The 24,207-nt window shown below is 71.5% G+C and carries 25 protein-coding genes and 1 pseudogene; 13 read left to right on the top strand and 13 right to left on the bottom strand.

Annotated elements, in window-relative coordinates; translation table 11 throughout:
* Positions 1-8: 8 nt before the first annotated feature.
* Positions 9-905: pseudogene (locus tag O1G22_RS44735) on the bottom strand (lipid II:glycine glycyltransferase FemX).
* Between the two features lie 137 nt (positions 906-1,042).
* On the opposite strand from O1G22_RS44735, the gene O1G22_RS03130 reads away from it, so the two are divergent.
* Complete coding sequence (locus O1G22_RS03130; protein WP_270079854.1) at positions 1,043-2,281, top strand: MFS transporter; 1,239 nt, start codon at positions 1,043-1,045, stop codon at positions 2,279-2,281.
* Positions 2,282-2,332: 51 nt separating this feature from the next.
* Here O1G22_RS03130 and O1G22_RS03135 read toward each other — a convergent pair whose 3' ends face one another.
* Positions 2,333-2,797, bottom strand: coding sequence for a hypothetical protein (locus O1G22_RS03135; RefSeq protein WP_270079855.1), 465 nt, complete (start codon positions 2,795-2,797; stop codon positions 2,333-2,335).
* A gap of 186 nt (positions 2,798-2,983) precedes the next feature.
* Between O1G22_RS03135 and O1G22_RS03140 the strand changes: the two genes are divergently transcribed.
* Entirely contained in the window at positions 2,984-3,541 is a 558-nt protein-coding gene (locus O1G22_RS03140; protein ID WP_270079856.1) for a pyridoxamine 5'-phosphate oxidase family protein, read from the top strand.
* Positions 3,542-4,181: 640 nt separating this feature from the next.
* Here the strand turns inward: O1G22_RS03140 and O1G22_RS03145 are convergent.
* Positions 4,182-4,898, bottom strand: a complete 717-nt coding sequence (locus O1G22_RS03145; protein ID WP_333492212.1) for a TetR/AcrR family transcriptional regulator — start codon at positions 4,896-4,898, stop codon at positions 4,182-4,184.
* Between the two features lie 137 nt (positions 4,899-5,035).
* Between O1G22_RS03145 and O1G22_RS03150 the strand changes: the two genes are divergently transcribed.
* From O1G22_RS03150 to O1G22_RS03165, 4 genes are all read left to right on the top strand, one after another.
* Positions 5,036-6,226 carry a cytochrome P450 gene (locus tag O1G22_RS03150; protein WP_270079857.1) on the top strand — a complete coding sequence of 397 codons (1,191 nt, stop codon included), beginning with the start codon at positions 5,036-5,038 and terminating at the stop codon, positions 6,224-6,226.
* Between the two features lie 8 nt (positions 6,227-6,234).
* Positions 6,235-6,456 (top strand): ferredoxin, encoded by a 222-nt coding sequence (locus O1G22_RS03155; protein ID WP_270079858.1) that lies wholly within the window; start codon positions 6,235-6,237, stop codon positions 6,454-6,456.
* A 104-nt stretch (positions 6,457-6,560) separates the two neighbouring features.
* Positions 6,561-7,052: a nucleotidyltransferase domain-containing protein gene (locus O1G22_RS03160; RefSeq protein ID WP_270079859.1), complete on the top strand. Its 492-nt coding sequence runs from the start codon at positions 6,561-6,563 to the stop codon at positions 7,050-7,052.
* Positions 7,053-7,147: 95 nt separating this feature from the next.
* The gene (locus O1G22_RS03165; RefSeq protein ID WP_270079860.1) at positions 7,148-7,390 is read left to right on the top strand and encodes a hypothetical protein; all 243 of its coding nucleotides are present in this window, start codon (positions 7,148-7,150) and stop codon (positions 7,388-7,390) included.
* Positions 7,391-7,445: 55 nt separating this feature from the next.
* Here O1G22_RS03165 and O1G22_RS03170 read toward each other — a convergent pair whose 3' ends face one another.
* On the bottom strand, positions 7,446-8,516 hold the full coding sequence (locus O1G22_RS03170) for a MerR family transcriptional regulator (RefSeq protein ID WP_270079861.1): 1,071 nt from the start codon (positions 8,514-8,516) through the stop codon (positions 7,446-7,448).
* 229 nt (positions 8,517-8,745) lie between these two features.
* Entirely contained in the window at positions 8,746-9,447 is a 702-nt protein-coding gene (locus O1G22_RS03175) for a VOC family protein (RefSeq protein ID WP_270079862.1), read from the bottom strand.
* Between the two features lie 385 nt (positions 9,448-9,832).
* Here O1G22_RS03175 and O1G22_RS03180 point away from each other — a divergent pair, with 385 nt between their 5' ends.
* Positions 9,833-10,777, top strand: a complete 945-nt coding sequence (locus O1G22_RS03180; RefSeq protein WP_270079863.1) for a hypothetical protein — start codon at positions 9,833-9,835, stop codon at positions 10,775-10,777.
* Between the two features lie 100 nt (positions 10,778-10,877).
* On the opposite strand, the gene O1G22_RS03185 is transcribed toward O1G22_RS03180, so the two are convergent.
* From O1G22_RS03185 to O1G22_RS03195, 3 genes are all read right to left on the bottom strand, one after another.
* Complete coding sequence (locus tag O1G22_RS03185) at positions 10,878-13,220, bottom strand: ABC transporter permease (protein ID WP_270079864.1); 2,343 nt, start codon at positions 13,218-13,220, stop codon at positions 10,878-10,880.
* Positions 13,217-13,942: an ABC transporter ATP-binding protein gene (locus tag O1G22_RS03190; protein WP_270079865.1), complete on the bottom strand. Its 726-nt coding sequence runs from the start codon at positions 13,940-13,942 to the stop codon at positions 13,217-13,219. The genes O1G22_RS03185 and O1G22_RS03190 overlap by 4 nt, the downstream gene beginning before the upstream one ends.
* 165 nt (positions 13,943-14,107) lie before the next feature.
* Complete coding sequence (locus O1G22_RS03195) at positions 14,108-14,524, bottom strand: hypothetical protein (RefSeq protein ID WP_270079866.1); 417 nt, start codon at positions 14,522-14,524, stop codon at positions 14,108-14,110.
* Positions 14,525-14,664: 140 nt separating this feature from the next.
* Here O1G22_RS03195 and O1G22_RS03200 point away from each other — a divergent pair, with 140 nt between their 5' ends.
* Positions 14,665-15,513 (top strand): MerR family transcriptional regulator, encoded by an 849-nt coding sequence (locus O1G22_RS03200; protein ID WP_270079867.1) that lies wholly within the window; start codon positions 14,665-14,667, stop codon positions 15,511-15,513.
* Positions 15,514-15,608: 95 nt separating this feature from the next.
* Positions 15,609-16,067 (top strand): TIGR03618 family F420-dependent PPOX class oxidoreductase, encoded by a 459-nt coding sequence (locus O1G22_RS03205; RefSeq protein ID WP_270079868.1) that lies wholly within the window; start codon positions 15,609-15,611, stop codon positions 16,065-16,067.
* A gap of 72 nt (positions 16,068-16,139) precedes the next feature.
* Here the strand turns inward: O1G22_RS03205 and O1G22_RS03210 are convergent, their stop codons facing one another.
* On the bottom strand, positions 16,140-16,733 hold the full coding sequence (locus O1G22_RS03210) for a hypothetical protein (protein WP_270079869.1): 594 nt from the start codon (positions 16,731-16,733) through the stop codon (positions 16,140-16,142).
* Between the two features lie 215 nt (positions 16,734-16,948).
* On the opposite strand from O1G22_RS03210, the gene O1G22_RS03215 reads away from it, so the two are divergent.
* Positions 16,949-17,788, top strand: a complete 840-nt coding sequence (locus O1G22_RS03215; protein WP_270079870.1) for a class I SAM-dependent methyltransferase — start codon at positions 16,949-16,951, stop codon at positions 17,786-17,788.
* A gap of 75 nt (positions 17,789-17,863) precedes the next feature.
* Here O1G22_RS03215 and O1G22_RS03220 read toward each other — a convergent pair whose 3' ends face one another.
* On the bottom strand, positions 17,864-19,150 hold the full coding sequence (locus O1G22_RS03220) for an MFS transporter (protein WP_270079871.1): 1,287 nt from the start codon (positions 19,148-19,150) through the stop codon (positions 17,864-17,866).
* 407 nt (positions 19,151-19,557) lie between these two features.
* On the opposite strand from O1G22_RS03220, the gene O1G22_RS03225 reads away from it, so the two are divergent.
* Complete coding sequence (locus O1G22_RS03225; protein WP_270079872.1) at positions 19,558-19,929, top strand: VOC family protein; 372 nt, start codon at positions 19,558-19,560, stop codon at positions 19,927-19,929.
* Positions 19,930-20,033: 104 nt separating this feature from the next.
* On the top strand, positions 20,034-21,734 hold the full coding sequence (locus tag O1G22_RS03230) for an eCIS core domain-containing protein (protein WP_270079873.1): 1,701 nt from the start codon (positions 20,034-20,036) through the stop codon (positions 21,732-21,734).
* Here the strand turns inward: O1G22_RS03230 and O1G22_RS03235 are convergent.
* From O1G22_RS03235 to O1G22_RS03245, 3 genes are read right to left on the bottom strand one after another with little or no spacing between them, the layout of a single operon-like run.
* On the bottom strand, positions 21,718-22,191 hold the full coding sequence (locus tag O1G22_RS03235; protein WP_333492213.1) for a glycosyltransferase: 474 nt from the start codon (positions 22,189-22,191) through the stop codon (positions 21,718-21,720). The two genes, O1G22_RS03230 and O1G22_RS03235, sit on opposite strands and share 17 nt — an antisense overlap.
* Positions 22,188-23,087, bottom strand: coding sequence for a glycosyltransferase (locus O1G22_RS03240; protein WP_270079875.1), 900 nt, complete (start codon positions 23,085-23,087; stop codon positions 22,188-22,190). The genes O1G22_RS03235 and O1G22_RS03240 overlap by 4 nt, the downstream gene beginning before the upstream one ends.
* Positions 23,088-23,106: 19 nt before the next feature.
* Entirely contained in the window at positions 23,107-23,250 is a 144-nt protein-coding gene (locus O1G22_RS03245; protein WP_270079876.1) for a hypothetical protein, read from the bottom strand.
* Between the two features lie 211 nt (positions 23,251-23,461).
* Here O1G22_RS03245 and O1G22_RS03250 point away from each other — a divergent pair, with 211 nt between their 5' ends.
* Complete coding sequence (locus O1G22_RS03250; protein ID WP_270079877.1) at positions 23,462-24,139, top strand: response regulator; 678 nt, start codon at positions 23,462-23,464, stop codon at positions 24,137-24,139.
* The last annotated feature ends 68 nt before the right edge of the window (positions 24,140-24,207 follow it).

The following is a 24,207-nucleotide window of genomic DNA, read 5'->3' on the forward strand; positions in this document are numbered from 1 at the left end:
CCACTCGATCAGCGCCGGGACACGTAGAGGCCGAGGGCCTTGTGCAGCATCTTGTTGAGCGGGTAGTCCCACTCGCCGATGTGTTCGACCGCCTGGCCGCCGGTGCCGACCTTGAACCGGAGCAGTCCCAGCAGGTTGTCCTCCTCCAGTGTGTCGGTGATGCCACGGAAGTCGTAGATGCCGACTCCGAGTTCGTGGGCGTCGCACAGAGGATGAAACGGTCCCGCTCGGCGGTCTCGGCGTAGAGCTCGTAGAAGGCGGGCAGGTCGTCGTAGCCGCCGTGGACGACCTTGACGCCGGCCTTCTCGGCCTTCTTGATGTTGCGGCGCCACAGCTGGTTGAAGGCACGCTGGATGTCCTCCCACGTGCGCCCGGCGAAGGAGACTTGGAAGACGTAGCGCGGCTGGCCCGCGGCGAAGCCGTCCTGCCCGTCGGCCCCGGTCCGCCGCCAGCCCATCCGTGACAGCCGGTCGGCGAGGTCGAAGGCCCGCGGCTCGTGCACGGTGACTGTCACCTCCCCCCAGCCGCCTGGCCCGCGGGTCCGTGATGTCCGCCTTGACCGCGTCGGCGCTCCAACGGCGAGCGGCCCCATTCTGGCCGAGAAAGCGCCCGCTCTTTCGGATACGCGAGCATCGGCTGAAGCCAGTGCTCCAGATCCGCCGCGGCCCAGTCGATGACCGGGCCCTCGGGCAGGCGAGGTACCGCTTCAGCCTGGGCAACGGGCGCATCAGCACCAGTCCGGTCCCCACCAGGCGATCCTCCGCGTCGTACCAACCGAGGCTCTCCGCCCGCCAGTCCGGCTTCACATCGCCCTACGAGGGAACCTGCAGGTGACTCACCGACACCCGGCTTCCGACAAAGGCCAGATGTTCCTCGCGGCTGATCGTCTTTAATCGATAGGCTATGCGCAGCGCTCCTTTGCTCGACCCGCAAGCCTACTGAGGCGTAGGGTGCGGGGCTGTCCTTCACACGCGTCAGGCGCAGGGGACTTCGCAGCGGACGACGGCAACGGGCTCGCCGCATCCGAGGCTCAAGGGAGACCATGAAGACCGCCGTCGAGGCACCGCCGATCATGAACGGCCCGTGGGGAGTCGTGGCCTTCCGGCGGTTCATGTCGGCCCATCTCATTTCGGCCACCGGGTCCGCGATGGCCCCTCTCGCGCTGGCCTACTCCGTCATCGAGCGCGGCGGCGGCGCGGGATCTCTCGGTCTCGTGCTTGCCACGAACACCGTCCCCACGATCGTGTTCCTCCTGGCGGGCGGCGTTCTCGCGGACCGCCTGTCCCGGAGCAGAATCCTCTTCGTCGGCAATCTGCTGGCGGCGGGCGCGCAGAGTGCGCTGGCTGTCACCGTGGCCACGGGACATGCGACGACGGCATCGATCGCGGTGTGCGGCTTCGTCTCCGGGACCGCCGCGTCCTTCATCGTCCCCGCCGCGCAGGGCGCCGTCGCGCAGATGGTTCCCGCTGAGCATGTACAGCGGGCCAACGTGTTGCTCAGGCTGCCGGGCAACGCGGTCAAGGTTCTGGGGCCGGTCGTCGGCGGACTCGTCGTCGCGGCCAGTGGCGCGGCCTGGGCCCTGGCCTGGGACGCTTTCACATTCGCCGCCGCGGCTGTCCTGCTGCTCGGCCTGCGGCTGGACGCTCCGCCCGGCGGCACCGGCGGTGTGCCGGCCGACCTGCGGGCGGGGTGGACGGGCTTCTGGTCACGTACCTGGTTGTGGACCTACACCGTCGCCGGGACCGTCCTCGTCGCAGCGTGGCTGGCCGGGTTCCAGCTGCTGGGGCCTCTCGTCGCCGCACAGCAGTATGCCGGGGCGCGCGACTGGGGCCTGGTCCAGGCGGCGTTCGCCTCCGGCCTGCTCGCCGGCACCCTGGTGTGCCTGCGCTGGAGACCGCACCGCCTGCTCACGGTCGCGGTCTCGGCGGGCGGCGCCCTGGCACTGCCCCTGACCTGCATGGCCTGCGGTGTGGCACTGCCCGTCGTCCTGCTGGCCTCTTCGCTGGCGGGGCTCGGGCTCGACGTCGCGATCGTCGCGTGGACCACCGCCTTCCAACAGCACGTGCCCCAGGCCGAACAGGGCCGTATGAGCGCGTTCAACGGTGTCGGGGAACGCCTCGCCATCCCCCTTGGCTACCTCATCACCGCGCTCGCGTCCCGCGTATGGGACAGCCGCAGTGTCCTGCTGGCATGCGCCGGGTTGATCGCCGCCGCTGCGGTGCTCAATCTCTGTGTTCCGGAGGTGTATCGCATCAACCGCCTCACGGATCCGGCGACTTGAGGATCAGAAACTGACGGGTGCCGGCGCTCACGCCGCTGCGGCCGGCCGACGTCACGCGCCCGGCCTTTTCCTGAGGCCACGCTCGGATTCGACGGCGGCCGCACCGGCACATACGACGGCGGCCAGCGCGCAGCCCAGCACGGCGGGGTTGATGTAGCCGGGAACGGACTCGGCGGCATAGCCTCCCCCGCCCTTCGTCTCGCAGACGAACCGCAGGGGTATGTAGTCCACGCTGTAGTCGACAACGGTCAGCGCCCGTTCCCCCTGTCCGTGCATCCGGCAGGGCAGGAGCGGGGAGGACCCGGTGCCACCGTCCTCCGCGTCCAGGACGGCGCCGGCGATGTGGAGCAGGCCCCACGCGTACAGGGCCACGGCAACGGCTCCGAGGACAGCGGCCGCGCTCTTCAGCCGCACCTGACCGCTCGCACGGCGCAGACCGACCCGCCCGAGGCTCCCCAGGCCATAGCCGGTGAGGGCGACGGAAAGGATCAGCCCGGCCGGGACAAGCAGAATCAACAGCGACGTCACCCGCCGAGCCCACCAGGCAGAGCCTGCCGGAAGCTGTGACGTACCTCACATATTCTGCAACAGGCGCGTCACAGCCCACGCCTGTCACTCACCCACTGGGGAACGGGCCGTCGACGCGGCGATGACTTCCGTCCGTCGCGCCGGTCTTCACAGCTGGGAGCAAGGAGATCTGCCATGCCCGGACGAGGACCAGTCAAGCAGCCCACGACTGAGCTGGACGCCCGCTACAGTTCCGCGCTCAATCCACGCCCCGGTGCCGCGGACGTCACCGCCACCGAGTGGGAGGCGGCCCAGCGGAAGCTGGGGGCCGCCGAGATCTTCTGGGTCTCGACGGTGCGGCCCGACGGCCGGCTGCACGTCACGCCCGTGATCGCCGCCTGGCACGACGGGGTGCTGTACTTCTCCACCGGTCCGGGGGAACAGAAGGCGCGCAACCTCGCCCGTCACCGGCACTGCGCGCTGACCACCGGCGGGAACTCGCTCGGCGAAGGCCTCGACCTCGTGGTCGTGGGCGACGCCGAGCCGGTCGCCGATCCGGCCGTGCTGGAGGAGGTCATCGCGGCGTACGAGGCGAAGTACGGGGCGCACATCACCTCGCCCGAGGGCACCTTCCACGGGATCGGGGACGCGTTGCGCACGGGGGACGCGGTGCTGTTCGCGGTGGTCCCGGACACGGCGTACGGCTTCGGCCGTCACGACGGGGTGTACACCCATACGCGCTGGGCGTTCTGAGCCGCGGTGCGGGCCGCCGCGGGGCGCACAGCCTAGGAGCGCGGATATTCAAGCACGGGGATGCCCGGCGCGAAGTGGGTGACGGCGCCGATCAACCGCTCCGCGTCCGGACGCCAGCCTGTCACCGCCCGGGACGCGACCACGATGTCGGCCGGCAACAGAAGTAAGTGTTCCAGGACGGCACGAGCCGCCGGACCGCCTCCGGGCAGCGCCGGGGCGCCCTCTCGCCGGCTCACCCCGACGTAGGGGACGGTGGCCTTGCCCGCGCGCTGGTTGCCAGAGGACGACACCCGTGATGTCGTCCCAGGGCCCGTGGGCGGTGGTGGCCTCGTACCTCGCGGGGCTCCCGCCCAGTAGTACGCCCGTTTCGTCGGCCCGGAACGCGACCTTGCCGCTCCTGGCCACGTACACCATGAACAGCCCACCCGCGCTGAACAACGGCAGGCCCAGAATGCGTGCGTACAGCGGCGTACCGGGGAGCAGCAGCGCCACGGTGAAAACGGCACTGAGCGCCACGACCGCGCTGGTCCGGCGGTCCCAGCCGTACCGCGCCTCGTACGTGAGCGAGTTCATTTCGGCCACGGCTGGATCATGACAAACCCAGCGCCCCGGGGAAGCCTCCTGGACCGGTTCACGGGTGCTACGGCCGGTCGGCGGGTCCTTGCTCCTCGGTGCGGCCCCCGGGACCTCCCTCGTCCTCGTCGTGCAGGAGGCTTTCGAGGGCCGTGAGCACATGGCCGCAGATCTCGTCCGGTTCCGCGCTGGCCAGCGGTTCCTGGCCGACCACGGTCCGCATCACACCGATGCCGAGCAACCAGGCCATGGCGAGCTGGGCGCGCAGTGTGCTGTCGTCGGCCGAGGAGAGGGTGGCGAGCGCGGCGGCGTACTCCTCGCCCAGTGCGCGGACGGTGTCGGGGGCGGCGTCGGCGCTGCCTATGGAGCGGAGGTAGACCGCCAGCATCCGGTTCCAGTCGGGTCTGCCGCCGTCCGCGAGGACACCGCGCAGCGCGGTCTCGAACAGCCGGTCCGGCGGCGTGTTGACCAACTGCTCCTTGCCTCCCTGCGCCATGACCTCCGTGAGCAGGGCCTTCTTGGAGCCGAAATAGCGGAATATGAGCGCCTGGTTCACTCCGGCGCGGCCGGCGATGTCCCGGACGGTGGCCGCCTCGTATCCACGCTCCGCGAAGACCGCGCCCGCCGCGTGCAGAATGCGCGCACGGGTCCCCCGGGCGTCACGCGGGCGGTGCGGAACGTCCTCGACCAGTGGGACGCCCTTGACCAGTGGGACGTCCTCGCTCGGCGGGCCGCCGTCGGGTCGGTCCTGCTGCCGCGTGTGCTCGCCGGTGTCGGTGTCCACCCTCTACTCCTTTGTGCCGCCGTGAGCCCGCTCGCGCCTGCCGAGGAGCCGTCAGGGTAACGGCTGATTAGCGTCGTTGACCGCCCGGTGACCAGCTCCTAGCGTTGTAAGCGCATGCTTACACAAGGGAGGCAGCAGTGACGGCCACGGACCACGCACCCCTCGCCTATCCCTTCAACTCCAGCCAGGAACTGGCCCTGTCCGACGCGTACGAACGGGCTCGTGACACCCCGGGCCTGTTACGCGTCCAGCTTCCGTACGGGGAGCCGGCCTGGCTCGCCACCCGTTACGCGGACGCCCGGCTGGTCCTCGGTGACCAGCGCTTCAGCCGGGCCCTGGGCCTCGAACACGACGAGCCGCGTGCCTCCGAGGGCAGGCGGGACAGCGGGATCCTCAGCATGGATCCGCCCGACCATACCCGGCTGCGTTCCCTGGTCGCGAAGGCCTTCACCGTCCGCCAGGTCGAGAAACTCCGCCCGCAGATCCGGGAGCTGACGTCCGCTCTGCTGGATGAGATGACGGCGGCGGGGCCGCCGGTCGACCTGGTCGACCGCTACGCCCTGCCCATCCCGGTCGCGGTGATCTGCCGGCTCCTCGGAGTCCCGGAGGAGGACCGCCCGCGCTTTCGCACCTGGAGCGACGCGGCGCTGTCCACCAGCTCGCTGACCGCAGAGGAGTTCGACCGCAATCGCGAAGAGCTGCGCGCGTACATGGCCCAGCTGATCACCGCGCATCGCGAGCGGCCGCGGGACGACCTGATGACGGCGCTGATCGAGGCGCGTGATCAGGGCGACCGGCTGTCGGAGCTGGAGCTCGTCGACCTGTGCGTCGGCATCCTCGTCGCCGGCCACGAGACCACGGCCACCCAGATCCCCAACTTCGTGCTCACTCTCCTCGACCATCCCGAGGCGCTGTCCCGGCTGCGCGCCGAGCCCGCGCTCATCACCAGCGCGATCGAGGAGCTGCTGCGTTTCGTGCCCCTGGGCAGCGGCGCCGGTCAGCCCCGCTACGCCAAGGAGGACATCGAGGTCGGCGGCACCCTCGTGCGGGCGGGGGAGCCGGTGCTGGTCGCCGTCGGCGCGGCCAACCGCGACGCGCTGCGCTTCAGCGCGGCCGGCACGCTCGACATCGCCCGCAGCGGCAACGCGCATCTGGGCTTCGGGCACGGCGTCCACCACTGCCTCGGGGCACCCCTCGCCCGCCTCGAACTCCAGGAGGCCATCGGCGCGTTGGTGGCCCGCTTCCCCCGGCTGCATGTCGCCGGTGACATCACCTGGAAGACCGAGATGCTGGTACGCGGCCCCCGCGTCATGCCGGTGGGCTGGTGAGGCGGCCCATGAGCTGGCAGCTGCACGTCTCCTCCGACCGTTGTATCGGCTCCGGGATGTGTGCCGGGGCCGCCCCCGATCTGTTCGCCCTCGACGACGACCACGCACACCCCGTCAGCGAGCACATCGCGGAGAGCGACGACCGTGCCCTGGAAGCCGCCGACATCTGCCCGATGCTGGCCATCACCGTCCGGGACGCGAACGGACGGGAGATCGCACCTCGCGAGTGAGCCTGCGGAACTTCCTGCGCGCCGACGAGCAGCGAATCCACGACCACGGGCCGGGGGGAATTGGTTCGCTCTTGCGTGGGATCGCTTCTAGCCTGCGTCGAGTGATGACAGCCGAAGACGTGTTGTCCGTCCTGGCCGTCCTACGACGTGCCGGGGCCGACGTCTGGGTCGGTGGCGGTTGGGGGATCGACGCGCTGATCGGCAAGCAGACGCGAGACCACCGCGACCTGGATCTGATGCACCGGCAGGAGCAGGAAACCGCCGTGGTGGCCGCCCTTTCCGGCGCGGGCTTCGCGGAGAGCCTCGACTGGAGGCCCGTCCGGTTCGTCGTCGCCGCGCCGGACGGACGGGAGGTCGACATGCACCCACTGGTCTTCGCCGAGGACGGATCCGCGCGGCAGGCGTCACCCCTGCCGGGGCACCCGTTCACCTACCCCTCGTCGTGTTTCGTGACGGGCACCATCCGGGGATCGGCGGTCCGGTGTCTGTCCGCCGAGCAGCAGGTCTACTTCCACCAGGGATACCAGCCGTCGGAACGCGATCTGCACGACATGGCTCAACTCCGGCGTGCCTTCGGAATCGCCACCCACTTCTGACCGGAGCCTCCTGTGCGCGGGCCGCGGCGGCTCCACCCGATCGCCCGGTGCGTCCGGCGGTCGGCGTGGTGTGCTCGGCGTCTACGATCCGGCCCGTGGCAGAGGTACCTGATGAGTTGATCAAGCTGGAACGGTCCGCCGAGGAAGAGCGCGCGAAGCTGGCGGGACTCTCCGGCGACGCCTACGACGCGCAGTTGCGGCGCTGGCACAAGGCGTCCGAGGCGGTCCAGGCGGCCATCTCCGCGCATGCCGCGGCCACCTGTGCCGACCGGTGCGAGGTGGAGCAGGCCGTGAAGCGGGCCCTGTGGCACAGCCAGGAGGACCCGACCGTCGAGTAGCGGCCAGGTCCGCGCTCCGCGGCATGCGCCCCACCTCCCGGTCACGTCCCTGGCGTCACCCCACGACGTCGGCCACCACGCAGCTGACGTTGTCGGGACCGCCGGACGCATTGGCCAGGGCGATGAGTTCGCGGGCGGCCTGCTCGGGCTCCGGCGTCCCGGCGAGCACCTCGCGGATCGCCTCGGTCGGTACGACGCCGGTCAGACCGTCGGAGCACAGCAGGTACCGGTCGTTCGGCTGGGCGTCGTGCAGGCGCAGGTCGGGGGTGCCGTCGGAGCCCAGGCCCAGCGCTCGTGCCAGCATGGCCCGCTGGGGGTGGGAGAGGGCTTCCTCCGGGCTGAGGCGTCCCTCGTCGATCATCGACTGCACCACGGTGTGGTCGTGGGTGATCTGGAACAGCCTCCCGTCGCGCAGGAGGTGGGCCCGGCAGTCGCCGATGTGGACGAGGGCCATCTGCGAGCCGGTCCAGAGCATCGCGGTGAGAGTCGTACCGGCCCGTTCGGCACAGGTGCCGGTTCCGGCGGCGTCGTACACGGCCTGCCGGGCCCGGTCGACGGCGTCTTCGAGGATGTTGAGGAGGTTGCCGGCCGGAATGCAGTCGGCCTCCAGGCGTTTGAGGGCTTCGACGGCGGCCGCGCTCGCGGTGGCGCCCGTGCTGCCGCAGCCGTCGGCGACGGCGAGCAGCGCGGGCCCGGCGTAGGCGGTGTCCTGGTTGCTCTCGCGGACGAGGCCCGCATCGGACAGGGCGGCGTACCGGATCTCCAGGGGCTTGACGGTCGGGGCCATGGCAGAGTCCTTCCGGGACAGATGGTCGATGAGGAAGGCGGCCAGGTCCCGCCGTGCGGCGGTATCGGTCTCCACCTGACCCCAGTAGGCGCGGATCTCCTGGGCCGCCCGGCCCGCCTCCAGCGTGCAGACGTGCTGGATCCGGGCCAGGGGCATCCCGAGACGCCGGAGCCAGGCGACCAGTCGGGCCTGGTCGAGCTGTTCCGCTGCGTACAGGCGGTAGCCGGTGACCGGGTCGACGCGCGCGGGAGCCAACAGGCCGAGCTCGTCGTAGAGACGCAACGCCTTCGGCGACAGCCGGGACGCCTTCGCGAACGCCCCGATGGTCAGCAGTCCCATGCCCGCCCCTCCTCATGCCGGGCACATCGCCCGACCCCACCGATGCTGTGGCCTTCCCCAGGGTGAAGGTCAACGGCGGCACCGTCGCCTTCGGCACGCACGCGCGGTACGCGTCCTTCGCGATCTCATCATGGGCGCCGGACTGGCAGCACCGGCCTGGGCCGGATGGCGCGCGGTACCTTCGCAAGGGTCTCGATGGCCGGTCCTGACGTCCTGGACGGCCGTGGTGTCACTGGGGGCCGGAGTCCGGCCCGATCCAGCCCGCCACGCCGACACACGCCTCGTTCCCCTCGGGGTCGGCCAGCACCCAGTTCGACGGCGCGTCGGCGTCGTTCACCAGACGTCCGCCGGCCGCGAGCGCCGCGGCTATCCGCGCCTCGGCCTGGTCGTACGGCACCCAGACATCGACATGAACGCGGTTGCGCTGCGGGCGCGGTGCGTCCATGTGCTGAAAATAGAAGGGTGCCCCGCGCCGGAGCGGATCGATGAGGTCCTCGCCGCTGCGCGCACGCTCCTCGTAGCCGAGCAGGGCGCGCCAGAAGGGCACCACGTCGGCTCCCACGAGGGCGTCGACCGTCACCTGGACGGTCTGTACGGCGGACGGGTCGGCCGGTATCCCCAGTGCGCGCGCGGCGTCGGAGATCTGCCGGGCCACCTCGGTGTGCCGCTCGGTCAGCCCGTAGTAGTCGTCCGTGACCGTGATCAGCCGCACGCTCACGCCCTGGTGTCTGAGGTCCACGTCCGGCTGCTCGTCCCCCAGGCCCGGCAACTCACTGATCGCCTGCACAAGCCGTGCACCGGCGGCGAACGACCCGGTTCGGAAGAAGGCGCACGCTCCTTCTCCGACGACACGCCAGTCCCCCAGGCCAGGGGTCTCATGGAACTGCTGCGGCCTGATGCGCTCGGTGCTGCCTTCAACAGTGGTGGTCATGGGATCAACGTAGCGTGCGGGTCTGACAATCCCCTTCGGCCGATCACCCGAGGCCAATTCCCCCGGGGAGCCGGTGACCCCGGGGACCGTGTCGCGGACCCTCAGCAGGGCGTCGTCGAGGACACCGCCCGTCACATCCAGCACCGCATCCCGCCCCAGGACGGTGATGGACGACACGAGCACCGCATGCCCCGCACCGGCCGGCCCCGCACGCCTGCAGCTGCTTCAGCAGAGCGATTCCGAAGTGCCCGGTGGCTCCGGCCACGAGCATCATGAGCGCGGCCATTTTGCTCACCCTGACCAGGCTGCGGTCACGCGGCGACAGCTGCGGCCGCTGGAACCCCCAGGCCTCCCGGACCTCCCCCCCCCGGCGTATCGTCTCGGCATGCGGCGCACGGACATCACCCGGGACGACGGCACGTGGACAGGCTTGTCAGTGGAGGTGGAGGCAGGTCGCCGACCAGGCCTGTGCCTGTTCAGCGCCGGGCGGCGGCTGCTGCTCGCCCAGCAGTCGTGCCCCGTGCTGCTGACTGTCGTGGACGAGGACTTCTGCGGGGTGGAGTTCTGGCGCACCGACGCCTACCGATCGCCCCTGCCGCCGTTGCGTGCCGAGACGGGACGGACGCTGGCCGGCCGCCCGGATCGCTGGGCGCACCGCTTCGTACAGCACCTGCTCGATGCGCCGGGCAGCCCACTGCACGACGGCCGCTGGCTGCTTTCGCCGGAGAGTCCGCTCCTGCGCTGGAACCACAGCCGGCGACCGGAGGCCGAGTTCTGGGCGTCGATGCTCATCGAGGGCCATCCGGACGGATACATCGACTGGTTCGTCCACAGCGGCTCGTGGGAGATTCTGCCGCTGCGGCCGATGCCGGACGCCGACGACAGCCGGGTCAAGGCCTACCGCAAGCAGGCCCGCGACGGCACGTTGCCGCCCGTTCTGCTCTGGTGGGTCAGCGGTTTGGACTGCCATCTCCTGCTGGACGGCCACGCACGGCTCGCCGCGGCGATCGCCGAGTCGGCCGTACCCCCGCTGCTGCATCTGCACCGCACCGCCCCCAGCGACGAGGTGGCCGCGGGCACCGAGCAGGCGGTGCGCCGCTACGAGACCGAGCTGGCCCGTTTCACCGAACTGCGCGCCGCCCACGGTCACGCTGTCCCGGACGGTGCCGCCATCGCGGGGCCGGACCTGGCCCGTCGCCTCCGGGACCTGCACACCGCTCAACGGCCCAGCTGGGCCTGGCCTCTTCCCGGTGGGGAGGAGCAGTGGCGGTGCGTGGCACGGGAGGTGACGGCCGGTCGGTGGAGCGGTGGGGGTGGGACATCGGGGTGACCCCCGCGCCTCGGGTGATCAGGCTCCCGGAGAGCGTGAGGGGCACCCGCCGGGCCGCTGAGGACCGGGCGGACGCCCCCATCGGATAGGCGTGCGGCCGTCACTCCGTGCGCAGGACCCGCGCGATGATCTGCCGTGCCGCCGCCCGCGCCGGAATCACCGCGCCCACCGCGGCGATCGCCACCCCGGCCAGCACCAGCAGGGTCATCGACCCGGGGTGCCACACGTCCAGCATGCGGCCAGGGAAGGTGAGTTGGGCGGCGTGCTCGGTCATCGGAATCACCACACGGTACGCCACGACTCCGAGCGGCAGCCCCAGGAGCCCGCCGACCAGCCCGAGCCCGGCCATGGACACCACCATCATCACGGTGACCTGCCGTGGCGTCATGCCGATCGACTTCAGCATCCCGAGGTCGCGCCGGCGCTCCCGGGCGCTCAGGACGACGGTGTTGAACACGCCCATCGCGGCGACCGTCGTCAGCATCAGGGTCAGCGCGGACGCGGAGCTGATCACGGTCACGGCCCCGGCGTTCACCGATGTCTTCTCGGTCGGGTGGAGCCCGGGATCGGCGGCCCGCACGGCTTTCATATAGGCGCCGACATCGGCACCTGGGGTGAGCCGCACCCAGTACTGGTTGGCCTGCGCGTCCGGCGCCAGGGCGGTCATCGTCGCCCAGTCCGCGCGCATCCAGTCCGCCGGTCCCGACATGACCTCCCCGACCAGGGTCACCCGCTCCTGCCGGCCGGCCGCGCTCAGTGTGAAGGAGTCACCGAGCCGCAGACCCTGCTTGGCCAGGAACCTGCCGGAGGCCACGACCTCGCCGGGCCCCCGCATCCAGCGACCCCTGGCCAGGTCGTCCTGGCCGGTCGAGCGCCCGCCGCGCAGCCCCATGATGGTCACGTCCTCGCTCCGCCCGAGCATCCGCACGGTCGCGAAGCCCACCCCGGCCACGTCTGCCGCGTGCGGCAGGGAGCGCAGCAGCGTCTGCGCCGCGACGTCACCGTGGTGCGGGACGGTCTCGTCGAACCTGGCCTGCCCCCGCCACACGATGGACTGCACGTTGCCGACGCCCTCGACCGCATCGCCGTAGGAGACCATGGTGGCCGACAGGCCGGTGGCAAAGGTCACCGTCGCCACGCCGAGCAGGACCGAGGCGACGGTGAGCAGGGCCCGTCCGGGCCGGGCGAAGGGCATGCCCAGGCCCAGCGTCACCGGGCGCGGCAGCCGCACTCCGGCCAGCCACCGCTGCACCGCAGGCCCTCGTCCGGCACGCGGCGCGCTGCCCGCGCTGATGGCACGCGCGGCGGAGAGACCGTGTGCGCGCAGCGCCGGGATCAGCGCGGCCAGCACCACCACCACGGGCATGCCGAGCGCCGTGGTGGCGTACACCCAGGAGCTGATCGTCGGTACGACGTTCACCGTGCCGAGGTTCGCGCCCTGGAAGACCTGGTGCAGCAGCGGCCGCGCCACCACCCCGCCCAGGGCGGTGCCGACCGCCGCGCCCACCGTGGCGGGGACGCAGACCATCACCAAGTAGACGGCGACGACCTGGTTGGGGGTGAATCCCAGGGACTTGAGCACCCCGATGTGCCGGAAGCCGGAGACGACGGCACCGCTGACCACATTGCCCACGATCAGGACCGCCACCAGCAGGCCGAGGATCCCGAAGGCCATGAGGAACGGCACGAAGGCGTTGGGCGCGGCCGCGACCTGGGCCTTCAGCGTCAGGTACGACTGCTGGGCGACCAGCGATCCGGACGGCAGACCGGCGGTCACCGTGTCGGTGTCCACGCTGATCTGGCGGGCAGTCGCCGCCCGGTCGAACCGGTACAGCATCTGGTACGTCGTGGGGTGCAGGGCCGTGATCTGCTGCGGGGAGACCCATGCCTGCGCGGTGCTGCTCACGCTGGATGCGAGCCCCACCACGGTCAGCGGCCGCTGCCCGGGCAGTTGGATCCGCTTGCCGAGCGGCGAGTGCGGCCCGTTGTGCATCCCGGGCGCGTCCGGCAGCTCCAGCACGAGCTGACCGGGCCCGGTGGCCCAGTGCCCGGCGAACAGGTCCAGCCGGTCGACCGGGCCACCGGGATCCGCCCGCCCCACCACCGTCAGGGGGCCGGGCCCCATTCCGGGCATCTCGGATGCCGCGTCCTCAGGCATCTCGACCACGGCTTCCGGGAACGGCCCGGCCGCGGCCCGTACGCCCGGCTGGTGCGCGGAGCCTGCCACCTCCGCCTCGGAGACCTTCGCCGCGTCGAAGGTGGCGACGACGTGCGCGCCGTGTGCCTGGCCGAAGAGCCGGTCGAAGGGCTCGGACACGACGTCCAGCAGGCCGAGGGCGACCACGAGAGCCATGCTGGAGGCGAGGACCACCACCCCGATCACAGTGGTCTGGAGCCGTCGACGGCGCACGGCCGCGCGGGAGGCCCGCCACACCGCGCTCATGCCGTCCGCTCCAGGGTCCGCTCGCCGGTGATCCGGCCGTCCCCCATCGTCACCAGCCGGCTGGCGCACCTCGTGGCCAGCCGCTGATCGTGGGTCACCAGCAGCAGGGTCTGCCCCAGTTCGTTGAGATCGATGAGCAGGTCCATCACCTGTTCGCCGGCCTGGCTGTCCAGAGCGCCGGTCGGCTCGTCCGCGAGCAGCAGCGCGGGCCGGTTCATCAACGCGCGGGCCACGGCCACCCGCTGGCGCTCGCCGCCGCTCAGTGCGGCGGGGTAGACGTTCCCGCGGTCGGCGATGCCGAGTTCGTCCAGCAGCTCCAGCGCCCGGCGCCGGGCCTGACGGGCGGGTGTCCCGGTGAGCTGGGCGGCCAGGGCGACGTTGTCGAGCGCGGGCAGGTCGTCGATGAGGTTGAAGAACTGGAAGATCATGCCGATCCGGCGGCGCCGGAACAGCGCCAGCCCGGTCTCGTTGATCCGCCCCAGATCTTCGCCGTGTACGTGCACGGAGCCGCCGCTCGGCCGGTCCAGCCCGGCGATCATGTTGAGCAGGGTGGACTTGCCGCAGCCGGACGGCCCCATCACCGCCACCGCCTCCCCGGCGCCGATCTCCAGCGACACCCCGTTCAGGGCGACGGTGTCGCCGTACTCCTTGCACAGGCCGCGCACCCGGACGACTGCCTGCTCACGCCCGGCGTCCGCGCCGCTGATCTCCTCGGTGGTCATGACAGGGACGGTAGGCGGCGACGAACCGTCCCTTCATCACCCCCCGGAGGTAACCCACGGCGAGGATCATCCTGGCGATGTACGAGAGTGGCCCCGTGGACGGAGCCCCGCTCGGCGCGAAGGACGCGGCGCGGCGGGTGTGGGCGCCGCGCGTTGTCACAGCGCCTAGGCCTCGGGCAGGGGTTGCACCGTCAGGTGGTAGTCCTCCAGGATCCGTCCGTCGTCGTCCAGGACGAGAAAGACCCGCGCCGCCCAGGCCACGTCACCTGCCTGCTCGCCGCAGGCGTGCGCCAACTGGATCGTGAGGACGACGACATGGTCATGGACGGCGACGTGTCCCTCGTGCGTCACCTCGTACTGGCCGGTGGCCACGAAGAGCGTGTGCGCCTGCGTCACCCGGTCCACGAGCGCCTCGCGGCCCCGGAACTGAGCGCCCTCGACGAACTCGACCCCCTGAGCGGGCCACAACTCGGCCACCGCGTGGGCTCGTGCCGCGGCGTCCGCCTCGTTCCAGACGGCGACGTAGCGCTCCACGATCAGATCCACGTCCAGGGCGGCGGTGGCGGTGGCGGTCTGCGACATCGTGTATCAACTCCCGTGTTGCGTCGGCTTGCGGCCGCGTTCCGGCCGTGGGCATCACCTTTCGGGAATCCGTGGCAGGAGGGTCAAGGGAGGTCGCCCCGCCGGACTCTCCCCCTACGGGAGGGCGCACAATCGGGTTCGTGTCGAGTTACCTGTCCATCGGCGACTTCTCGCGCGCCACCCATATGACCGTCAAGACGCTGCGCCATTACCACGAGATCGGACTGCTGGAACCGGCTGACGTCGATCCGCAGACCGGGTACCGGCGGTACGCGGCCGACCAGATCCCGACGGCACAGGTGGTGCGCCGCTTCCGCGACCTCGGGATGCCGCTCGACGACATCAGGGCCGTGCTGACCGCGCCCGACGTGGAGTCCCGCAACCGGCAGATCACCGCGCACCTGAGCCGCCTGGAGGAGCAACTCGGCCGCACCCGGCGTGCCGTCACCGCACTGCGCGACCTGCTGGCGCCGCCACCGGGCGCCGCGGCCGCCGCGATCGGGCTGCGCAGCGTCCCGGCCGTGCAGGCCGCCGGCGTGACCGAAACCGTCGACGCCGGGGACTGCGCGGCCTGGTGCCAGGGTGCGCTGGGCGAGCTGTGCGCGACGGTGGCCGGGCAGGGGCTTCGGGAGACCGGCCACCCCGGTGGCGTGTTCGCGGACGAGTTGTTCACCAGCCATCGCGGGCAGGCGACCGTCTTCGTACCCTGCGCCGGCCCGGTCCGACCCGTCGGCCGGGTCAGGCCACTGGTGGTCCCGGCCATGGAACTCGCCGTGATCGAGCACTGCGGCCCGCCGTCCGAGGTCGACCGCGCATACGGCACGCTGGCCGCCTACGTGGCGCGCCACGCGCTGGCCGTCAGCGGGCCGATCCGCGAGTACTACCTCGTCGGCCACCGCGAGACCGCGGACAGCGGGCGGTGGCGGACCGAGGTCTGCTGGCCGGTGTTCCGAACCGGTACGACGCCGTCCGCCACCCCGGCCGGCTAGCACCGCGCCTCGCCCGCGTGCTCCGCCTCCGTGGAAGGCCGTCATACCGTCGGTGTCCGGGAATCACCGGACCGGGCACGGACGTTGATCAAGCCATGCCCCAAGACCCAGCGCCCCGCGCACTGTCCGACGCAGCCCTCTCCGACCTGCTCGGCAAGCAGCAGTTCGGCACGCTCGCCAGCATCAAGCGCAGCGGGCACCCCCATCTGACCACCATGCTGTACCACTGGGACCCCGACGCCCGCATCGTCCGGTTCTCCACGACGGCCGACCGCGTCAAGGTCAAGCACCTGCGGCACAACCCGCGGGCCGCGCTGCATGTGCAGGGTGGCGACGTGTGGTCCTTCGCCGTCGCCGAGGGCGAGACCGAGATCTCCGGGATCACGACGGTGCCCGGCGACGCGGTCGGGCGTGAACTGCTCGACATGATCCCGGAGGCGGCGAAGCCGGAGGACGAGGACGCGTTCCTGGAGCAGCTGGTGGCCGAACGGCGGGTGGTCATCCGGTTGAAGGTGGACCGGCTGTACGGCACGGCACTCGACATCGACGGCTGAGAAAGGGGTTGTGCCGGCTCCTGAAAGGCAACGACCCGTGCACTCCGCGCGGTTCACACCTCGCCGGCTCGGCTACCCGGAGGCGACCCCAGACGGACGAACCTCCCGCACGACCGCCGTGTCGGCCACCGACCGGTCCTCGTGCAGGGCGATCACCTGGCCGGGCCGCAGGTGACGCCAGCGGGCGGGGTCGAGAGGGGCGAGTCGTACGGTGGCCTGCCCACCGGGCTCCAAGGAGTGCGGGTACTCCACCCAGAGGCGGGCGATGGCGAGGGCCGGTTCGCCGGTCGGGGTGCGGTGTCCGATGTCCCACATCGGGCGCAGCAGCCCGGCACCGGAGAGGGGCGTGCGCCGTCGGCCTTCGGCGCCCGGGCGGAGCGTGAGGTCGGCGCGGATGACACCGTTACGGGTTTCGGAGCAGCGCCAACGGCACCAGGCCGCGCTCCTCTCCAGCCGCAGCTGCTCGGCCACGCCGGCCAGCGTCTCCCAGAAGGCGGGCGGCTGTGGCCGTACGCCGCCGAGTTCCTCCAGCAGTCCGAGAGCCACGTCCCACTCGTCCCGGACGAGGTACTCCCAGACGTCGTGCACCGTGACGTCGTCCTCGGTGGCGATCTCCTCGGGCACGAGCAGAGAAGCCGCCTCCAGCAGCTCGGCGACGTCCTTCACGCGTCAAGCCCTCCTCGCTTCACCAACTCGTCGGCAATGACGTTCCGTTGGATCTCATGCGGACCCGCGCCGAGAGTAACCGGCTCCGCGTCGCCGGCCGACGCGAGGCCCGGCGCGCCTCCGCCGAGGTGACCTTCGCACGAGCCGAGAGATGCGCGCCGAGCTCAGGATTATGCGGAGGCGGGCGCGGGCGGCCGGCCGCTAGCCTGCTCCGCATGTCCGACGACATCACACACGTACCTCGCGACGACAGGCCCGACGAGTCCCGGCGGCAGCGGCTGAGCCGGACGTTCGACGAGGACGCGGAGCTGTACGACCGGGCCAGGCCCGGATATCCGCCGGAACTGTACGACGACCTCGCGGAACTCGCGGGGGCGGTCCCCGGCAGCCGGGTGCTGGAGGTGGGCTGCGGGACCGGCCAGGCGACCGTGCCGCTGGCCGGGCGAGGCTGCCGGATCACCGCCGTCGAGGCGGGACCGGGCATGGCCGCGGTCGCCCGCCGCAATCTGGCCGGGGCCGCGGAGGTGGAGGTGGTGACGGCGGAGTTCGAGAGCTGGCCGCTGCCTCAGGAGCCGTTCGACGTGGTGGTCTCGGCGACGGCGTTCCACTGGATCGACCCGGCGGTCCGCATGGCCAGGGCGGCGGACGCGCTGCGTCCCGGCGGAGCGCTCGCCGTGGTGCGCGGCCAGCATGTGGCGGGCGGCACCGAGGAGTTCTTCAGCGAGGTCCAGCGCTGCTACGAACGGTTCGACCCGAACACACCACCGGGGCTGCGGCTTCCCGCGGCCGCCGACGTCGACAACTCGGACCATGCGGAGGAGGTGGCCCGCAGCGGCCGGTTCGCCACCACGGTGTTCCGCCGCTACGAGAGGGACCTCACGTACACCACAGCCGAGTACCTGGATCTGCTGCGCACCTTTTCCGGCCACCGAGCCCTGCCGGAGGCGGCCAGGAACGGACTGCTGGACTGCATCGCGGCCCTGCTCGACGGGCGGTACGGCGGCCGGGTGACCAGGCGCTCCCTCATCGAACTGGGCGTGTCGCAGCGGCGATGATCAGCGCCACGGGGACGAAGAAGTCGACCCGGCAAGGCGCTGACCGTCCGGGTCCGCGCGACCCCGCGCTCACCGTCAACTCGTGCCGGCAGCGGGGGCGGACTCGGGCGCGGGTCGGGGAACATCGCGCATGTGGCGGAGCGGGGAGAAGAAGACGAACCAGCCGGCCGCCCAGGAACCGATGAACGCCAGCCAGAGCGCGGGCCGCACTCCGATCAGGGTGCCAAGTACCCCGCCGAGGACACCGCCGAGCGGCAATGTGCCCCACACGACCCAGCGGACGGCCGCGTTCATCCGGCCCATCAGCTCCGGCGGTGTCACCGATTGCCGGTAGCTGACCTGGGCGATGTTGTAGACCATGCCGGCGAAGTACGCGATGCCCCAGCCCAGCGGGAACAGCAGCACTCCCCAGCCCTGCCAGGCGGCCGCCGCGATGACCTGCGGCGCGCTGAAGACCAGCATCGACACCCAGATGATCCGCGCCGAGCCGACCTTCTTGGCGAGCCGGCCGGCGAACGCTCCCCCGGTGATCCCGCCGATGGCCGCGCCCGCCATGATCAGCCCGGTCAGCGCGGGGCGCACGTGCAGCACCCGGATGAGGAAGACCATCGCCAGCGCCGAACTCATGCCGCTGAACAAGTTCGCGGTGCCCGTGCACGCCACGACCCTGCGCAGAATGCTGTGCCCGAAGACGAACTTCAGCCCCTCGGCGATCCGGCGCCGCAGCGTCTCGTCCGACGGGCGCGCCGGCGGCGGCTCCTCCCGGGTCCTGATCCCGAGGATCGACAGGGCCGAGACCGCGTAGGAGACCGCGTCGGCCGTCATCGCGCCCGCGGCGCCGAACAACCCGACCAGCCCGCCGCCCAGACTCGGTCCGCCGAGCTGCGCGAACGCCTGGGTGGTCCCGAGCTTGCCGTTGGCGCTCATCAGGTGATCGGCGCGGATGAGTGACGGCACATAACTCTGGTACGAGACGTCGAAGAACACCGAGCACACACCCGCCGCCAGCGCGACCACGTACAGCTGCGCCATCGTCAGGACGCCGAACGCCGCCGCCACCGGAACCGAGCCGATGATCACCAGACGGAGAACGTTGCAGACCATCATGATGGAACGCTTGGCGGCGCCGTCCACCAGCGCACCCGCCGGCAACGCGATCACCGCGAAGGCCAGCGTCGTGGCCGCGGTCAGCAATCCGACCTGGAACGTGCTCGCCCTGAGCGCGACGACCGCGAGCAGCGGCAAAGCGACCTCGGTGACCGCCGATCCCATCTCACTGACCGTCTGGCCACTCCACAGCAGCATGAAATCCCGCTGACGCCATAGGCTCGGACCATCGGTCTCCGACCCGGCAGCCCGCATATCCTTCGCTATTTCCGTCACAGCACCAACTCCGCTCTCAGATCCTCAGCCTGGGCCATCTCGCTGATCACCAACACGCCGACATGGTGCGCTCGGTTCTCGCCGAGACGGTGCGGAGCTGGTCGAGGACGGCTTCCGCAGGGGGAAGCCGTCAAGGTCGGCCGAGGCGTTCCCTTCGTACGAGGCCCTTCAGGACATGTCCCGCGTTCTGATCAGCACCCGGAGCGCCTTCACCCGCCCCCACCCGGCGGCACCCGGACTGCCGTGGTTCGACGAACTCATGGCCGCCTACGCCAAGGGGCTGTCCCGTGACCTGCGCGAGCCGGCGCGGACGCAGCCCCACGTCACGGTCGAGGACATCGACGCGAGGGCGCGCCTGCACCACACCGTCGGCCTACGATGCCCGGATGCAGCCACACTTCACCGGCACCGCACTGATCACCGACGATGTTCCGGACCTCGGCGTCTTCTACGCCACGGTCCTGGAGGCGGATGTCGAGGGGGGCGATCCCTTCGCCCGCGTGACGGTTCCCGGTGCGGTCCTGTCGTTCTTCTCCACCCAGGGCATGGAGGCGATGGTGCCCGGGTCGACGGCCGCCGCCGCGCGTGGAGGCTTCACCCTGGAGTTCCGGGTCACCGACGTGGACGCACGGCACGAGCGCCTGTCGGCCCAGGGGGTCGAGATCCTCAAGCCACCGACGACCCAGCCGTGGGGGCGCCGGTCGGTGTGGCTGCGTGACCCGGACGGCAATATCGTCAACCTCTATCAGGAGACCTGACCAGGTCTGCCCGAAGGACTGCCCTTCCGGTTCTTCCCCTCCGCCGGGGCACGGCCGAGACTCCCGGTGAGGATCCTGCCACCGGCCTCCAGCGAAGGGGCACCATGCGCAAGCACGAGCAGTCGGGCACCACCACGGACAGGACGCCGGTCCGGCCGGCCGCCGTCGGCTCTCGCTCGCCGGTGCCCGCACCGGTCCGGGCCGGACGGCTGTCCCCGGCCGCGGCACGGGCGCTGCAACGTTCCGTGGGGAACGCGGTGGTGGCGCGGCTGCTGTCCGAGCCGGAGCAGGGACAGCGCACCGACGACGCACCCGGGGCCGGGGTGCACGACGTACTGCGCTCCCCGGGCCGGCCCCTGGACTCCGGTGTCCGCACCGAGATGGAGAGCCGCTTCGGCGGCGCGGACTTCGGTGACGTACGCGTGCACGCGGACGCCGCCGCCCAGCGTTCGGCGAGCGAGATCGGCGCCCGCGCGTACACCTCCGGCCATCACATCGTCATCGGTGCGAACGGCGGGGACAAGCACACCCTCGCGCATGAGCTCACCCATGTCGTCCAGCAGCGCTCCGGTCCCGTCTCCGGCACCGACACCGGTCAGGGCCTGCGGCTGAGCGACCCCTCCGACCGCTTCGAGCGGGAGGCCGAGGCCATGGCACACCGCGTCATGTCGGGCGGCACCCCCTCCCCCGCCCTCCAGCGCGCCGGGGACACCGGCGGCGGCGGGCGGGCCGCCGTCCAGCGCTACGTCGAGATCGAACCCGGCGCCGACAACTACCCCACCAAGCACCGGCGCGCGTCCATCGGCTCGACCAAGAGCGCCGAGAGCGACGACCACTTCTTTCCCAGCCAGCAGGAAGCGGACGGCAGTTACTTCTCCGACACGCAGTCGAGGACGGCCAACATCGTCTTCAACGGCAGTGTCCGGCTGCGTCTGTCGGACGGCTTCGATCTGGCGATCGAGCAGGGACCGGGAGAGTCCAAGGTCTTCTTCGCCACCCAAGCGCACATCGACCGGGCGAACCAGGCGCTCGCCGGCCGCGTACGGCTCCACCGGGGCACCCGCTATCTGCGCGTGCAGGGCGAGTCGGGGGAGCTGCGGCTGTACCAGGTCAAGCCGGTCGTGGAGACCAAGAAGGCCGGTGTGGCCGGGAAGCTGGGCATGACGAGGAAGGCGACCGGGCTGTCGATCCTGACCCCGCAACGCTGCAACGAGATGGCGGAGTTCGTCACCGGCAGGAAGGGGCTGTCCGCCCAGGGCATCGGCGCCTGGGAGAACTTCCTGGCCAGGGTCCTCGACATCGTGGAGGACAGCGGCAGCGAGCATCTCGACGGCGTCAAGGAGGCCTTCGAGAAGGGCGTCAGCGGCGACCAGCAGGCCTACCTGGCCTACTCCCAGCGGATGAGCCGTACCTTCCAGGACCTGAAGGCGGCCGGCTCGCCCCAACTGGAGGACGCGCTCAGGCAGTTGGGGCTGAACGAGTTCCTGCCGCCGCCGCCTCCCGGTTCCGCCCTGGTGACGGTCGGCTACGGTGACGCGCAGCAGGAGGCGGGCCGCGACCGGGACAACACCTTCGAGTACCACTTCGGCGCCACCGTGGCGACGAGCGGCAACGACTACGTCACCATGGAGAACTACGCCCGGCGCGACCCCGGCGTCGGCAACGCCACCGCGTCCGGCGGCGACCCCCTGTTCTTCTTCAAGATGTACGGCACCAGGCCGGATTCGGGCGACACCTGGCACGGTGTCCAGGTGGGCACCGGAGGGTTCATCGGGGCGATCCTGTCCATCACGATCGAGGGCTGAGCACGGCATCCCGGGTGGTGAGCGCCAGGTCGTGATCGGGCGTCAGGCAGAGCTGGACGGTGAACCGGCCTTCAGGCGTCGAGCGGTGGGCCGCCGGGAACGCGGTGATGTCCCCGCGGTCCGCGAGGTCGCCGGTCAGCATGCCCAGGCGGAGTTCGGGGCCGCCGTACGCGCTCAGGCGCAGGTCCCACCGTGCCGCTGTGCCGGGGTGGTGTTCGGCGGCGGTCGTGAGCGGGATGACGATGTGGAAGTCGCCGTACGGGTCGACGTGGCAGGGGGCGTCGAAGGCCCGGTCCTGGCGTCCCTGGAGCCGGGCCCGGAAGCGGCACAGCGCGTCGGCGAGCGCGTCCTCGACAGTTCCCTCCGCCGGAACGAGCAGGCCGTCCTCGCCGTGCGTGACGATCTCGCGGGGGGCGTGGCCGCAGTCGGTGCTCACCACGGGCACCCCGAAGCTCATGGCCTCCACGAGGGGCAGGCCGGAGGGTCCGGCGCCGCTCGGCACGACGGCGATGGCGCCTTGGCCCACTCCAGGTCCATGGGCGTGCGCGCCCCCATCAGCAGGACGTGGTCGTGCAGACCGAGTTCGTCGATACGGCGGCGCAGGCGGCCGCGCTCGGGGCCGCGGCCGTAGATGCGCAGCGTCCAGTCCGGGTGCACCGCCACGACCTTGGCGAAGGCGTCGACGAGCCGGTCGTACCGCTCGGGCGCCGTCAGCCGCCCCGCCGTCACCACGGTCCGCGACTGCCCGGACGAGGGTTCCGTGCGGGGCGCGGGGCTGCACGCGGGGATGCTCGTGAGGCGGGTGCGCGCGGAATGCAGGGCCCGGCGGTGGGCGCGCGCGTCCGCCGCGGACACGCTCACATAGGCGTCGAGGAGGGACACGGCCCTGTCCAGGTCGTCCCGGAGCGCCGCCGGGTGCAGATCGCGGCCGGTGTGCTCCTGGCCGATGCGCAGCTGGTCCGGGCGGCCGTACTCGGCCAGGAAGCAGGTCAGGTACGGCCGTGTCGCGATCACCACGTCGGCGTCGGTGTCCCGGAGGAAGCGTGCGAGCCGTTCCTCGCCGAGTGTGCCGGGGGGCGTCGGGCCGTGGTGCACCGTGTCGTGGGGGCACATGGTGCCGCGGGCCCGCTGGTCGCCGATGCGACCCGGGTAGTGCCGGGAGGCCGGCCGCAGGTCCACCAGTGTGCGCACCTTCACGCCCGGCGCCGGTGTCAGGCGCATCCGGTCGGCGGTGCGATGGCAGGAGACGATCTCCACGTCGTGCTGGTCGGCGAGGGCGCCGGCGAGGTTGGCCGTGGCGCGGACCGTGCCGTCGGTGCCGTGGGCGTCGTAGAGCAGGAAACTGATCTTCATCGGGTCTCTTCGGGTCCGCTCAGCCGAACAGTCCGGCGAGCGCCGAGGCGGCGCGCTGGGCGAGGGCGGCGTACACGTCCGGACGGAGGACGGCCAGGACCGCGGCCGACGCCATGACGATCAGGAGGGCGGCCTCCCTGCCGCCACCGAGCTGTCCTTTCACCGGGCGTCCGTTTCCGTGCTGTGCGTCATGCCGTCCAGCCTCGGACCGGGCCTGGCGCGCGGGACATCCGCCGGCCGGCCGGAGCACCCCCGCCGGCCGGCGGGAGGCGACCCCCCACCTGGCTGGATCACTCGTCCGGGCAACCGTGCCGGCGGCCGGCCCCTCTTAAGGTCGTAGGCGACAGACCCAGAACGGACAAGAGCGGGACGCGATGCACGTGATCCGGGTAGTGGTGGTGGACGACGAGGCGCTCGTCCGCTCCGGTTTCCAGCTCATCCTGAACGCCGCCGACGGCATCGAGGTGGTCGCCACGGTGAGCGGCGCCGAGGCCGTGGCCCGCGTCCGCGAGGAGCGTCCGGACGTCGTCCTGCTGGACATCCGCATGCCGGACGTGGACGGGCTCACCGTGCTGCGTGAGGTGCGTACGCTGCCGGACGCGCCCGTCGTGGCGATGCTGACGACGTTCGACACCGACGAGTACGTGCTGGCGGCGTTGCGCCACGGGGCGGCCGGCTTCCTGCTCAAGGACACCGAGCCGGAACAGCTGGCCCAGATGGTGCGCACGCTCGCCGCCGGCGGCATCGTCATGTCCCCCAAGGCGTCGCGGACCCTGCTGCTCAGCCATCCCGGCACGGAGGCGGTGGACGCCGAGGAGACGGCTCGCGTGGAGCGGCTGACGGCACGGGAACGCGATGTGCTCATGCTCGTCACGGAAGGGCTGTCGAACACCGACATAGGAACGCGCCTCCATCTCAGCGCCGGCACCGTGAAGGACCACGTCAGCGCGATCTTCGCCAAGCTTCGGGTGACCAGCCGCATACAGGCCGCGCTCCTCGCCCAGCGGGCCCGGCTCCTGGACGAGCGGGACCGGCCGAGGACCGGCCGGTGAGCGGCCGACGGGCGGACGTGCCGGAACCCGCGGCCGACACGGGGCGAGCAGGCCCGGCCGAGGGCCCG

It is taken from the genome of Streptomyces camelliae, assembly GCF_027625935.1.
Lineage (GTDB): Bacteria > Actinomycetota > Actinomycetes > Streptomycetales > Streptomycetaceae > Streptomyces > Streptomyces camelliae.